Source organism: Psychrobacter sp. TB15 (assembly GCF_000511655.1).
GTDB classification, from domain to species: Bacteria; Pseudomonadota; Gammaproteobacteria; order Pseudomonadales; family Moraxellaceae; genus Psychrobacter; species Psychrobacter submarinus.
Genome location: NZ_AYXN01000023.1, coordinates 85,273 through 99,184, shown reverse-complemented (window position 1 = coordinate 99,184; position 13,912 = coordinate 85,273). Strand labels below are relative to the sequence as shown.

Sequence of the window (13,912 nt, the reverse complement as noted above, 5' to 3'; positions counted from 1 at the left end):
TTTCACCGCTGAAGGTTACTGAAATTGTAATTGTGCGTGGTTTTTGCATTATCTTTGGGCTAAACTGACTTTGAACTAAACGGAGCGCTCTTTTGAACTAAACGGAGCGCTCTTTTGATATAATTGATAGCGACGACGGTTTATAGCAACGACAGTGCCAAATTGGCTGCAGTTTTGCGCCGGTTTTATTTGAGCAAACCCTATTTGAACCAATCTTAGTAAAGGGTTGCTCTACCATAATGAATAACAATAGATGACTATTATGAGTAATTTTGCAAGTAGCTTTGTGGATTTTGAAATACCAAGTTGGTTTGATAGCCAATTATTGATGGGCATGCTGCGCGGTATCGAAAAAGAAGGTCTGCGCGTTAGATCAGATGGGTTTTTGGCACAAACGCCGCACCCTTCAAAGCTTGGTTCAAAATTGACCCACCCGTTCATCACTACGGACTACTCTGAGAGTCTACTTGAGCTTATCACTGACCCAAGAGCGACGCCAAAAGATACTTTGGCTATGCTGCGTCAGCTGCATGTCTTAGTCTATCAGGCGTTGCCAGAGGGTGAGCTGATGTGGCCGTTGTCTATGCCTTGTATGCTCTCAGCAGATGATGCCGATATTCCACTGGCTGATTATGGTAGCTCCAATACCGGTAAGCTCAAAACGCTTTATCGTAGTGGACTTGGTATTCGTTATGGTCGCCGTATGCAGACGATTGCGGGGCTGCATTATAACCTATCTTTTGGCGATGGTTTATTTATACAGTGGCAAAAGCAGCTTGCAGACGCGCAGACGCAGACGCTGACCGAGTTCAAAAACGAGAAGTATTTAGGCCTCATCCGTAACTTTAAGCGCTTAACAAGCTTAGTTCTATATCTGCTAGGCGCTAGCCCTAGCGTCTGTCCTTGCTTCATCTCAGGCCGCGAGCATGACTTGGAGCTGATGAACGAGTCAACCTATTATAGACCAGCTGCCACGAGCCTACGTATGGGGAAGCTTGGCTATACCAATAGCGTTCAAGAACATTTGGATATCCGCTATAACGATCTCACTGAGTATGTCGCAGGCCTACGCCGCGCGATTCAAACGCCGCATGAGAGCTTTAAGGCACTTGGGCTAAATGATGAAGCGGGTAACCCTATCCAGATCAATGATCATATATTGCAAATAGAGAACGAATACTACAGTCCTATTCGCCCCAAACAAATTGCCGCGCGTGGTGAGACGCCGACAGAAGCGCTAGAGCGTCGCGGTATCGCTTATGTGGAATTTCGTGCCATCGACTTAGATCCTTATAGCGATGTAGGTATTCGCCTCTCAAGCGCTTGCTTCTTAGAGGTTATGGCGCTGTACTGCTTACTCAATGAGTCGCCAGATTTGTTGCCGGCAGAAGAAGAGGAGCTGGCGATTAATCTAGAGCGCGTAGTTAACGAAGGCCGCTCGGATAATCTACATATTCTAAATAATGGCGAAGAGCAGTCGCTACAAAGCTGGATGCTGGCACATTTATCAAGTATGCAACCGCTAGCCGCATTACTTGACGCCCATCATGGCGGTAATGATTACCGCGTAGCAGTAGCTTTGATGCAAGGTAAAGCGAGTAATTCAGAGTCGACCATCTCAGCACAAGTTAATGCCGATAGTATGCGCTTAGGCAGTATGTGGAAGTTAGGCTTTACCTTAGCGCAGCAGCATCGCGATGCTATCCTTCAGCATACTTTAAGCCCTAATATGCAGGCAAAATATGAAGTATTGGCTGAAAAGTCGCTGTTGCAACAAAGCGAGATCGAAGCCAATGACACCGAAGACTTTATGGACTTCATTGAGCAGTACCGTTAAGCCTAGATGGCCTTAGCGGATGAGTCATTTAACTGAAATCAGCCATAATTAGCTACTAATCATAGCTCCAGCCCCTATTTTAAGAGTACTTATTTGATGCAAAGCCTACCCTCTTATCGCAGTATGCAAGTGTTTTTGGTAATTATGAGCGCTATCGGCATGGGCTATGCCTTGTTTTTTTTGCAGCAGTCTATGGGGCTTTCTCCCTGTCCTTTATGTATCTTTCAGCGTATCGGTTTGATGGTGATGGGCGGCTTTGCGCTCGTAGCGGCTATTTTTAATCCAAAATCGAAACTTATCAGGTTTGGTCTGTGGTTAGGTAGCTTAGTCGGTATTGGCTGGGCGACGGGCGTTGCTGCTCGTCATGTCTGGCTCCAGCATCTGCCAGCTGATCAAGTGCCTGCTTGTGGCCCTGGCCTAGACTATTGGCTTGATACGCTACCGATGCAGCAAGTACTAAAACAAGTGTTCGCAGGTTCTGGAGAGTGCGCTACTATTGACTGGACATTTTTGGGTTTAAGTATCCCAGAGCAATCTTTGATATTTTTTAGCTTTCTTATTATCGTTCACTTGCTCATACTGATGAATATATTGCGTTCAAAAACTTAAAGGCTGTCAGTGCTATCAGTGCTGATAGTGCCCACTCGGGCTAATCGGCACTAACTTATGCCTAAACTAACTTATTCCTAAATAGCAACCTCGCTTAGTGTCTTCTACTTCTGCAGTTAGCAGTTAGTACTCCCGCAGTCTCGCTGCAGCATCACCGCTTAACTCTATCTTTTACGTATTAATGTCCTCTGTATCAGTAACTTTTTTATCAAAAGTCTGTCACTGAGAGGCAAATCCTAAAATACAAATCTCCTCCTTTTATAACAAAAACCACACATTTTGGTCATTCCAGTTTGTTATCTTACGATAATATTTTTCCGTTGATGGTGAATAAATAATCGTTTATCTTCAAAAGATATACAAAATGTGGCAATAAGGCTCTGCACACCAGTCCTGTGAGTACATCAGAAGCAGGTATGGTTACTTTGCCACTCTTGTCATCTTAAATGACATTAATACTAGCTTTTGTAAGTAGAGCTAACCTTAGTTGTCAGCTTGCACTTAATCCTCATCTGTTTGCTGTTGGTAAGATCATGATATATTCTTTTTCTAAATTTGCCACAACGACTGCTCATTGTGGCTCTCGCTCGACTTTGAAACTCTTATTACCTTTGTCTATTTGTGCTTTACTTGCGGGCTGTGATAGCCACTCCTCGACTCCTAGCACTGATAAAAGAATGATGATTGCAAGTAAGCAGAGCGATGCTATTGCTGCAGAGCAGGAGACCATAGACCCCAACTCAAATAGCGATGGGACTAGTAGCGAAGAGGATGAGTCGCTGATTAGTACGGCTAAATCGGATAGAAAATCCTCCGTAGATCGCTCATCTTCGGATGCTACTACAACAAACGACAGTCAAATGCAGGCTACTTTAATCGGTGATTATAAGGGAGTAATGCCCTGCTCTTTTTGTAGCAGCACAGAGGTGTTGCTAAACTTATTTGCTGATGGCTCTGTGGTAAAAACCAGTATTTATGATAATCCAAAAGAGCCGACCGACTCGTTAATTGAAAACGGTATTTATCGTCAAGATGATGACAAGATCACGATTGTTTACGATGATCAACGTATAGAGAGCTATATTATTCAAAATAACCATTTAGTATTACTAGATGATAACAACATCGCTGACGATGACTACACGTTATCGCGCCAGTAATATAAGTCTTTGTATATATTTTTTGGTTCATAATAGGGCGTGTTGAACATTCACAAATGCGCACTGCTGATAGCTAAAATAGTTCTAGTCTAAGTGAAAATTGCAGATAATGCTTATTGCATTGGCTAGATTTTCGCAACGACTAGGGCGATTTTAGCATCAGCCCTAACTACAACAACAGGGACAGGACTATTTTTTGCCGCTTTATTGATAAAAATAGACGCTTAGAACGACTAAACTTACCATTTTTATCTGCAAATCGCCTAAAAAATAGTCTCTGTCAGTGCCATGGTCGAATGTTCAACACGCCCTAATAATCGGTAAACTTTAGATAATGTTAACGCCTATAGACTAGGCGTTTTTTTAGGCGTTTTTTTACGCATTTTATTGGTTATACCGTAGGCTTTACTTTACAATAATGTCCTAAATATCACGACTTACTCTTCTCTTTTTATCATTCGGTGCGAAACGTCTATGCATATTCATATTCTTGGTATTTGTGGCACTTTTATGGGCTCACTAGCCTTATTGGCCCGCGAGCTTGGGCATGAAGTGACGGGCTCAGATGCCAATGTCTATCCGCCGATGTCCACTCAGTTACAAGAGGCTGGCGTGACGATTATGGAAGGCTATCATATCGAGCATCTACAGCCTGCGCCTGAGTTGGTCGTTGTCGGTAATGCGATGAAGCGCGGGATGGATGTGGTCGAGTATATGCTCAATCAAGGACTGCGCTATACCTCAGGGCCGCAGTTCTTATCGGAGCAAGTACTACAATCGCGCCATGTGATAGCAGTGGCGGGCACGCATGGTAAGACCACAACGACGACGATGCTCGCTTGGATATTACAATATGCTGGGATTGATAGCGGGTTTTTGATTGGCGGCGTGCCGTTAGTCGATACTGATGATAAGCGTCTACAACAAGTCTTCGCTCATAGTAGCTACTTAGGCGCTGATTTTACAAATACCTCGGATTTAGGTTACTTTGTTATTGAAGCCGACGAATATGATTCAGCGTTTTTTGATAAGCGCTCAAAGTTCGTACATTATCGCCCGCGTACCGCTATTTTGAATAATTTGGAGTTTGATCACGCTGATATTTTTGCTGATCTAGGAGCGATTCAGACGCAGTTTCATCATATGCTGCGTATGATCCCGAGCAGCGGACAAATTATTATGCCAGTCAATACGCCAAGCCTCGAAGATACCTTAGCTAAAGGCGTTTGGACGCCCGTTTGGCGCACCTCTATTGTCGATAATACTGATAAGAATCCGGCGCAAGCTCAAACCGCGGCAGCTAAGAGCGAATGGCAAGCCCGACTTATCAGTGCTGATGGTAGCCAGTTTGAAGTGAGCTTTCATGGCGATAAACGCGCTAAAAATATAGCTGGTAATGAAGCGGCTAGTATTAATACGGCCGTAGTCGATTGGGCGATGAACGGCTTGCATAATGTCAATAATGCGCTAGTCGCTATCGCAGCGGCTTATGATATTGGCGTCGATATCGCAACTGCCTGCGCCGCACTATCTGAGTTTGCCGGTATCAAACGGCGTATGGAGCTGATCGGTGAGGTGGGGGATATCTTAGTCTTTGATGATTTCGCTCATCATCCGACCGCGATTACCACCACGTTGGATGGTGCCAAAAAGAAAATGGCTAATCAAAAGGTTTGGGCCGTTATCGAACCGCGCAGCAACACGATGAAGATGGGTATTCATCAAGACAGCCTAGCGTCTTCGGCCGCGCTTGCCGATCAGACACTTTGGTACGAGCCTACAGGCCTTGAGTGGGGCCTCAAAGACGTCATAGCGCAAGCGCAGCAGCATAATAGCAACTTAAGCAATCAGCAAGTGCTTGGTAGTACCGACGCTATAATCGAGCATCTCACTACTCATGCTAGAGCGGGTGATGCTATTATCATCATGTCCAACGGCGGTTTTGAAGGTATTCACCAACGCCTATTAGCAGCATTGGCAACGACTCAGCGCTAATAACCTTACTCTTAGCTCATGCCATAGTCTATGTAGCGTCCTCAAATTGTGAGTGGCGCTTTTTTTATCGTTTTTACAAGCCCTTTACGCATTCAATTCAAATGATAGCAAATCAGGACCTTTTATCACACAGCCCCTACACTACTAACATTTCGTGCTTACTCTTCTGGCGAAGGAGTGATTACAATGTATTCATTCAATCAATTAGGAGAATAATAATGGGTTTTATATGGATGATCATTGTTGGTTTAGTCGCAGGTCTATTAGCGCGCGCTATTAAGCCAGGTAACGATGCGATGGGCTGGATTATGACTATTGTACTCGGTATTGTAGGTGCAATGCTTGGTGGCTTTATTGCCGGTCTAATCGGTATCGATGCTGATGGCGGCTTTATCGGTCTGATATTCTCAGTGATTGGCGCTATTATCTTACTCTTCTTGTATGAGATGATTGTCAATAAACGCCGCGTATAATATAAGCACTTTTATAACAAGTGTTTAGCTACACTCTCGATTTGAAAAGACCTTATTATTATAAGGTCTTTTTTTATGAAGGCTTTAGTTACTGCCCATAAATCTACTAATACGAAATCGACCTCAAGTTGTTGATAATCGTTACTTTTGCCCCCATTTACCTTATAATAACGCCAATTCTATTTGCATGACTGAGGTAAGCCACTATGGCAGTACTCCCTATTTTAAGTTACCCTGATCCGCGCTTGCGCACTATCGCCGCCCCTGTAAAAGAGGTCGATGCTGAGATAAAAACATTAATCAGTGACATGATTGAAACTATGTATGCCGCTGATGGTATCGGTCTTGCCGCCTCGCAAGTGGATCGCCATATTCAACTGATCGTGATGGACTTATCTGAAAACAGAGATACTCCCATGGTCTTTATCAATCCTAAAGTGACGCCACTAGTCGAAGAAAAGCAGCCTTATGAAGAAGGCTGTCTGTCGGTTCCTGATGTCTATGATAAAGTTGAGCGCCCAAGTAAAGTGCGTATCGAAGCTTTAGACGCTGATGGTGAGGCTATTGACGAGATAGCAGAAGGCTTACTCGCTGTTTGTATTCAGCACGAAATGGATCATCTCAATGGGGTTATCTTTGTCGATTATCTATCACGCCTAAAACAAACTCGCGCCCGCGATAAAGTCAAAAAAGTGCTTAAGATACGCGAAAAGCAAAGCCAACAAGCCGCAAAACAGCCTGAAGCTACAAATGTCTAAATAGCGAACCTTTGAGTGCATGTCAAAACCTTCATGTTGACATGCATTTTTATGCCTCCTTTCTAAAAACCCCTTTCCTCTTTTTTATCTTTACTAAAGGCTTATTGCTATGACTATGATCAAAATTGACCAATATTTTGACCCTGCTGCTTGGGGCAAATTTACCAAAGCCGCTGAGGGTCGCGACACGCCTTTTTTGATCGTTGATCTGAATCGTATCAAACTGAAATTCAATGAAATGATTGGCCTGTTTCCCGAAGCAAAAGTCCATTATGCAATGAAAGCTAGCCCTGCGGTGCAAGTGATTGAGCTATTAGCAGAGCTAGGTTCAAACTTTGACTGCGCGTCCATCTATGAGCTGGATCGGGTGCTCGACTGCGGTGTGGCGCCCTCGCGTATCTCTTATGGCAATACCATCAAAAAAGCAAAGCATGTAAAATACGCTTTTGATAAAGGTATCGATCTGTATGCAACCGACTCAGAAGCAGATCTCAAAAATATCGCTGAGCAGGCTCCTGGCTCAAAGGTGTTTGTACGTATTTTGGTAGAAGGCTCAGACACTGCTGAATGGCCATTATCGCGCAAGTTTGGTTGCCATCCTGATATGGCCGTTGATCTGCTCATCCAAGCTAAAGAGCTTGGCTTAGTGCCTTATGGAGTTTCGTTCCACGTGGGCAGTCAGCAAAAATCAGTGACCGTCTGGCACGATGCCCTAGTCATGGTCAAAGATATCTTTGATAAGCTTATGAGTGAGCAAGGCATTAAGCTACAAATGATTAACCTCGGCGGCGGCTTCCCTGCTCGGTATCTCAACCAAATCAATACCATACAAGACTACGCCGGATCGGTAAAACAATACTTAGTCGATAGCTACGGTATAGACGACATGCCAGAGATTATCCTGGAGCCCGGCCGCTCGCTGGTGGCAAGCTCTGGGGTCTTAGTCAGTGAAGTGGTGCTGATTTCTCGCAAATCGCATGAGGAGGAGACGCGCTGGGTTTATACTGATGTGGGGCTGTTCCAAGGGTTAATTGAAACGTTAGGTGAAGCGATTAAATATCCCGTTTATACTCCAAAAATGGCAACATCGACCACGTCAGGTACAGTGGTTTTAGCAGGGCCGACTTGTGACTCTGCTGATATCATGTATGAAGAGACCGACTATCAGCTACCCCAAGAGCTGGAGATTGGCGATAAAATTTATTGGCTCGCGACGGGGGCTTATACCAACTCTTATTCGTCTGTCGAGTTCAATGGCTTTCCGCCATTAGAAGTGGTTTATCTTGATTAATACTTGGTTAGTTACATAAAAAAAGCGTAATACTGAAATTTAAAGTATTGCGCTTTTTTTATGACTTATATTTGGCGTAGGGTGCGCCCCGCGTACCTGAAAGTCGTTAAAACAAGGCAATTACTCGTTAACTTACTAAGATAACTTTTGATTAGAATGTTTAATCATCATATTTAAGTTAATGGTGTGCATGGCGCATCCTACAACATCTTAGTTCTGGAGAACTCAACTACTGAACCAATAGCTGAATCGGGGCACTGGTGCTAGTCATACTACGACGATTGCCAGCAAAGCCTGAGCTTTGATTTTGAGCGCTTTGTATAACTTGTCCGATAGTGACCCATTGCCCGCGCGGTACGATAACTGTGCTATTTAGCCTTTGTGTTTCAATAGCGTTTTTTTGGTAATATCGAGAATGGCTAGTGAGTAGCTTCTCTTCTGCTTGCGACAACTGCACTTCCACTTGTCCATTGGGCAGTAGTCTTGGGGTGACGGCAATGCCTCTCGTTTTCGGCAATAACACTTGCTGCTGAATAATAATCTGAGCTGACTGACTATGATAAGACGGATAGCGATTATTTCGATAAGCCGTCGCCTGATAGTTTTGCGTTAAGGAATATAGCGTATTGGTGCTAATGCTGGCAGCGCTACCTGAGAGCGTTTGCACTTGATATAAGCTATTGCTCTGCTGCTGACTATCGCTTTGGTTCACTATACCTGTCCCTTGAATACCACGCTTGCTGATAATCACTTGGCCTTGGCGGATATTACTTTGTATATTACCACTACTGCCTACTCGTACTGCGACTAGCAGCGGCTGCGGCTGAGTGTCTATTTGCGCAAGGAGCTGTTGCACCGCCTTGTAATTCGCCGCGCTGGTTTGTAGCACAAGCTTATCTTGATAACTACTTACTGTGCCGCCGTCACGGCTACTGTTTAGCTGTTGGCGTACGGCTGGCAGTAGAGCATCACCGCCGTAAGTATCGATGACATAGGTTTGGGCGCTTTTGTGAGCAGAGGCGGCTTGCGCAGGTACAACAAAGCTAGTACCTACACTTAAAAACAAAAGCGTCATCAGTGAGCGGTTCATCTTATAGCTATCCTAATTATTTAAAACTCGCTTATCCAACTCTACTCATTCAGCCTTACTCATTTAACCCAAGTACATCTTGCATATTATACTGCCCTGCTTTTTGCTGAATGACCCAAGTGGTAGCGCGTACCGCCCCTGCTGCAAAGGTCATGCGCGCACGTGCTCTGTGAGTAATCTCGACCACTTCGCCATCAGCGATAAACATGACAGTGTGATCGCCAATGATTTCGCCGCCGCGTATCGCATGAATGCCTATGCTACCTGCTTCGCGCGCGCCTGTTTGTCCTTCACGGCCATAGACTGCAACCTCTTTTAGGTTTTGCCCTCGAGCTTCAGCGACGGCTTGGGCCATCATGTAAGCAGTGCCTGATGGCGCGTCAATCTTGTGTTTATGATGCGCTTCGATGACCTCAACGTCAGCCTCATTGCCAAAGGCTTTAGCAGCCATACCTAGTAGCTTGAGCGATAGGTTGACCCCAGTTGAATAGTTGCCCGCATAGACGATAGGAATGTGTTTGCTGGCCTCGGTGAGCACTTGCTCCTGCTGTTCATTGAAGCCTGTTGTACCGATGACCATCGCGACTTTATGCTCAGCGCAAGTCTGCATGTTTTGCTCAGTGGCATCCGGCAAGCTAAAGTCAATGAGCACATCGATATCATCGATCACTGAGACTAAATCATCGACGATTTTGATATTTAAGCGCTCGATAGCGGCGACCTCACCAGCGTCAGTGCCAATCAGACTTGAGCCTTCACGCTCGATAGCAGCGCTGAGAGACGTTTGCGGATTGTCCTGTACCGCCTCAATCAGCATACGGCCCATACGGCCGCCGGCTCCGATAACGCCAATATTTATCATCTCTTTTGCTTGTGTCTTACTCATACTTTTGTCCTAAAGCTCATGGTCTATATTTATAGGTTAGCAGTGCCTTGTTAGCACGCGTTATGTTAATTATCATAGCATGAATTGTTTTTGCTGCGACTAACAGGCAAACATAAAAAAGCCTAATAGTTTCACATGAAACTATTAGGCCTGTTGATAACGTCAAAAAGCTCAAAAGTTAACGCTTAGTCGAATAGTTCGCCAATCTTTTTAAAGAAAGATTTTTTGTGCGGCGATTGTTGATGCTTGCTATCACCGTCCAAGGTATCTTGAAACTCGCGTAACAGATCTTTTTGTTCGCGAGTGAGATTGACTGGCGTTTCGATAATGACGCGGCAAATCAGATCGCCTTTCATCGTCGTACGCACTGGCGTCACACCTTTACCGCGTACTCGCAGCAGCTTACCGCTTTGCGTGCCTTCGGCGACTTTGATTTTGACTTTGCCATCTAAAGTTGGGATCTCGACCTCTTTACCTAAAGCGGCATCGGTGATGCTCACTGGCACATCCATATACAGATCTGCGCCTTGACGAGTAAAGACCTCATGCGGTTTCACGCGTACTTCAACATATAAATCGCCGTTCTGTACACCTGCGCCGCCCGCTTCGCCTTCACCTGCTAGACGCACGCGGTCGCCATCATCGACGCCGGCTGGGATAGAAACCTCAAGCGTGCGAGATTTTTCTTGGACGCCATTACCATGACAGTCTGGGCATGGGTTCTTGATTTGCTTACCGCTACCGCCGCACTGCGGACACGCTTGCTGCACAGCAAAGAAGCCTTGCTGCATACGCACTTGGCCTTGCCCATGACAAGTCTGGCACGTGACGATATCAGAGGCGTCTTTCGCCCCTTTACCATCGCAAGTATCACAAGGCGCAGGCGCGGTGAAGCTGATCTCTTTTTGGCAACCGCGCACCGCTTCCTCAAGCGTTAGCTCGATGACATAACGAAGATCAGAGCCGCGGCGCGTACGACTACCACCGCCGCGAGCTTGACCGAAGATATCACCGAAGTTGCCAAAGATATCACCAAAGATGTCTTGGAAGTTACCGCCGCCGCCGAAGCCGCCACCGCCTCCCATGCCGCTCTCAAAGGCAGCGTGACCCATACGGTCGTAGGCTGAGCGCTTATCTTCGTCACTAAGCACCTCATAAGCCATCGACGCTTCTTTGAATTTTTCTTCGGCATCAGGGTCATCAGAGTTGCGATCGGGATGGTATTTCATTGCCAGCTTGCGGTAGGCTCTTTTTATCTCTTTGCTATCAGCCGTTTTGCTGACCCCTAACACTTCATAAAAATCGCGCTTACTCATGAGCTCTCCTATCGTCATCACAGTGATGCTTGCTAATAATCTTACGTCTACTACGCCTCAATCATCAAAAGTGTTTCATGTGAAACACAAAATCAATATCATAGCGTATCGGTAAAATCAGCAACGTACTGCGCTAACCAAATCAATTAATAAATAAAGGTATAAAGATATAAAAGTTTGGCCTGTTAATGGAGGTGCCTCAGCGATTTATCAAGCTTAATAATTGTGAAATTATTATCTGCGTAGTTTTATTCTGCAGATAATCGTACCTATAGTCAGTTTAAAGTAAAATTGTTATGAGATTAAGTGCGCTACTGGTATAAATTTTACTTGCGTGCTGCGTTCCTTCGATGCTGCATAAAATTCATCCCAGCAGCGCTATGTCATTTTTAGAGTGAAACGACTATATATCCTCTTAGCTTGATTATTATTTAGTTTTTCATAACATCAAGCGCTAAAGTCGTGCTAATATTTAGCGCCCTATAAGCAGGCGTTCATACTTGAAATTCGGTGTAAGAGAGCATTGATTATGAAAAAACTAACGGCCTTTATCTTATTGATCATCGTTATGGCAGTCGTGGTCTATGCCGGCTCGCCCTATTACAGCGCTTATCAACTAAAGAACGCTTATGATGCTAAAGATGGCGCGACTATCGCAGCAGCCATCGATTACGAGCAAGTCCGTCCTAGCGTCTATAGACAGCTGACGGATAAATTTGCGCTGACCATGAGCAAGTATCCACTAGTCGCTGAGCTTGGCGGCGCGCCCTTAGAGCAAGCGGCTGATAGTTTTATCAGTCAAGCAGTGGCAGGCGCGGTTACCCCTGACAATGTCAAAACCCTAATTAATACCCAAGGTCAAGCCAATACCGCGACCAAAGAGCTGGCTGCGGCTTGGGCCATCGCTAGTAATCAAGTCGATCTCAAAAACCTCATTCAAGATCTCATCATTCAGCGCGGTGATATCAATGCAGTAGTCAAAAACCAAATACAGCTGGTCATGCAAAAACAAGCCAGCGAGCTTGAGGAGCAAGCGGCGCAAGGAGAAGATAGCGAACCTAGTCTGAGCTATTGCGGTATCAATTGCTTTACCATTAGCGGGCAAGTCAAAGGCTATCCCATCACTGTTGAGATGCAACGTCAGGGCTTTATTGACTGGCAAATCATCGATGTGGTATTGCCTTAAATCAAGATTCTCTATGAACTTTAAAGGCATAAGTGCTATTTAAGTTCTAAAACCAATTCGCACAAAAAGCGCGCTATAAACTATCAAGTTATAGCGCGCTTTTGCTATGGGGTTTTAGATTTTAAAATAGCTGTGAATGAGCTAACTACTGAACGCCCAAAAACTCTAAGAATTCAGGACTCTCAAAGCTCGCTTGATATAAAACGCCATCCTCACGATATATCGCTGGCGTCGCTATCACTGCAAGTCCTGCCGCCCTTTCACGATTAGGTGTCACGTAATCCGTGTTACAACTGGCAGGCGCTGGCGTCATCTGGCCTTGTAGCATTGCCTTGTCTAGAGCGTTACGGCGACTGCCCTCATCCGCTTGACACCAGATCCCGCGCATCTGCGCAGGTGACGCTTCATATATAGGATAACCGATAGTCTTGACGGTGACGCCTTTGGCATTGAGATCTGCCATTTGCTTATGTAGCATTCGGCAGTACGGGCAATTCACATCAGTTGCAACATAAATAACGGCGCGCTCGGTAGTCGTTGCCGGATAAGTAATCAGCTGCGACTCATCTAGTGAGGCAAAGACAGATTTGTTTTTATTCGCTTCAAAAGTCTCATCAAGTCCTGTGAATTGACCATTCTCTATCACCGATATCTCGCCATCAGTAATGTATTGCGCATCATCTGAGAGTAAAAACGGCACGCCTTCTAATGTTGCGCCCCAAATCACGCCCGGCACTGCGGTATAAAAAAACGGCGTTTTAGCGCTCATGTTTTTCAGCGCACTCATATTCTCTAGTAACGATGATTTCACCGCCGCGCTGACATATTCGCCTGCTTGCGCACTAGTGGCTCGCGTTGGGGTTTGCTTCACTTTACGTGGGCTTGGATTTTTTTGTAGCTCGCCTTGGATGACATATTTGCCATCAGTGGTGATATGGAGTGGCGGCTGTCCTGCTAGATTGACCTGATACATATTAGGCAAATTAGAGGGTTCGATAGATAAGATTTGCGCTTTGATACCAACCTCGGTCAATACTTGGCGCAGATGGCTATCAGTGTCAGCACTGACTTTGTCCGCTGCCGCACTTTGCGTCATCTTAATATTCTCATCGGTTGAAGTCGCAGGCTGGGCGCAAGCCGTCGCCGTTAATAGCAGCGCACTAATAAAACTAATAGGTTTAAGTAGAGGTGGTTTCACAGCAGTCATCCTAGCAAGTAGCGTTTATATACCAATAGCAATCAGCATTTCGTCTTAAAACACTATCTAAAAAAGTAGAGTGAAAAGATATCAGGACTTTAGCACATTAGCTA

12 protein-coding genes are annotated in these 13,912 nt (G+C 45.2%); 8 read left to right on the top strand and 4 right to left on the bottom strand.

From position 1 onward, the window contains the following. The first annotated feature begins 262 nt into the window (after positions 1-262). From gshA to W234_RS0105130, 7 genes are all read left to right on the top strand, one after another. Positions 263-1,837 (top strand): glutamate--cysteine ligase, encoded by a 1,575-nt coding sequence (gene gshA, locus W234_RS0105160; protein ID WP_025645396.1) that lies wholly within the window; start codon positions 263-265, stop codon positions 1,835-1,837. A 96-nt stretch (positions 1,838-1,933) separates the two neighbouring features. Beyond that, a complete protein-coding gene (locus W234_RS0105155) occupies positions 1,934-2,446 on the top strand; it encodes a disulfide bond formation protein B (RefSeq protein WP_025645394.1) in 513 nt (170 codons plus the stop codon). Between the two features lie 533 nt (positions 2,447-2,979). After that, complete coding sequence (locus tag W234_RS0105150) at positions 2,980-3,606, top strand: copper resistance protein NlpE N-terminal domain-containing protein (protein WP_198013341.1); 627 nt, start codon at positions 2,980-2,982, stop codon at positions 3,604-3,606. 474 nt (positions 3,607-4,080) lie between these two features. Next, positions 4,081-5,601, top strand: a complete 1,521-nt coding sequence (gene mpl, locus W234_RS0105145; RefSeq protein WP_025645390.1) for a UDP-N-acetylmuramate:L-alanyl-gamma-D-glutamyl-meso-diaminopimelate ligase — start codon at positions 4,081-4,083, stop codon at positions 5,599-5,601. A 218-nt stretch (positions 5,602-5,819) separates the two neighbouring features. Further along, positions 5,820-6,074 carry a GlsB/YeaQ/YmgE family stress response membrane protein gene (locus W234_RS0105140; protein WP_025645387.1) on the top strand — a complete coding sequence of 85 codons (255 nt, stop codon included), beginning with the start codon at positions 5,820-5,822 and terminating at the stop codon, positions 6,072-6,074. Between the two features lie 206 nt (positions 6,075-6,280). After that, positions 6,281-6,832, top strand: coding sequence for a peptide deformylase (gene def / locus W234_RS0105135; protein ID WP_025645385.1), 552 nt, complete (start codon positions 6,281-6,283; stop codon positions 6,830-6,832). 115 nt (positions 6,833-6,947) lie between these two features. Further along, complete coding sequence (locus W234_RS0105130) at positions 6,948-8,123, top strand: type III PLP-dependent enzyme (RefSeq protein ID WP_025645383.1); 1,176 nt, start codon at positions 6,948-6,950, stop codon at positions 8,121-8,123. A gap of 229 nt (positions 8,124-8,352) precedes the next feature. On the opposite strand, the gene W234_RS0105125 is transcribed toward W234_RS0105130, so the two are convergent. The 3 genes from W234_RS0105125 to dnaJ all read right to left on the bottom strand — a co-directional run bounded on the left by W234_RS0105125 (position 8,353) and on the right by dnaJ (position 11,415). Continuing rightward, the gene (locus W234_RS0105125; protein ID WP_025645381.1) at positions 8,353-9,213 is read right to left on the bottom strand and encodes a hypothetical protein; all 861 of its coding nucleotides are present in this window, start codon (positions 9,211-9,213) and stop codon (positions 8,353-8,355) included. A gap of 55 nt (positions 9,214-9,268) precedes the next feature. After that, on the bottom strand, positions 9,269-10,099 hold the full coding sequence (dapB, locus tag W234_RS0105120) for a 4-hydroxy-tetrahydrodipicolinate reductase (protein WP_025645379.1): 831 nt from the start codon (positions 10,097-10,099) through the stop codon (positions 9,269-9,271). Positions 10,100-10,284: 185 nt separating this feature from the next. Then, positions 10,285-11,415 carry a molecular chaperone DnaJ gene (dnaJ, locus tag W234_RS0105115; protein WP_025645377.1) on the bottom strand — a complete coding sequence of 377 codons (1,131 nt, stop codon included), beginning with the start codon at positions 11,413-11,415 and terminating at the stop codon, positions 10,285-10,287. 529 nt (positions 11,416-11,944) lie between these two features. On the opposite strand from dnaJ, the gene W234_RS0105110 reads away from it, so the two are divergent. Continuing rightward, positions 11,945-12,601 (top strand): DUF2939 domain-containing protein, encoded by a 657-nt coding sequence (locus W234_RS0105110; protein ID WP_025645376.1) that lies wholly within the window; start codon positions 11,945-11,947, stop codon positions 12,599-12,601. A 145-nt stretch (positions 12,602-12,746) separates the two neighbouring features. Here W234_RS0105110 and W234_RS0105105 read toward each other — a convergent pair whose 3' ends face one another. Beyond that, entirely contained in the window at positions 12,747-13,808 is a 1,062-nt protein-coding gene (locus W234_RS0105105) for a disulfide isomerase DsbC N-terminal domain-containing protein (protein ID WP_227501920.1), read from the bottom strand. Positions 13,809-13,912: the final 104 nt, after the last annotated feature.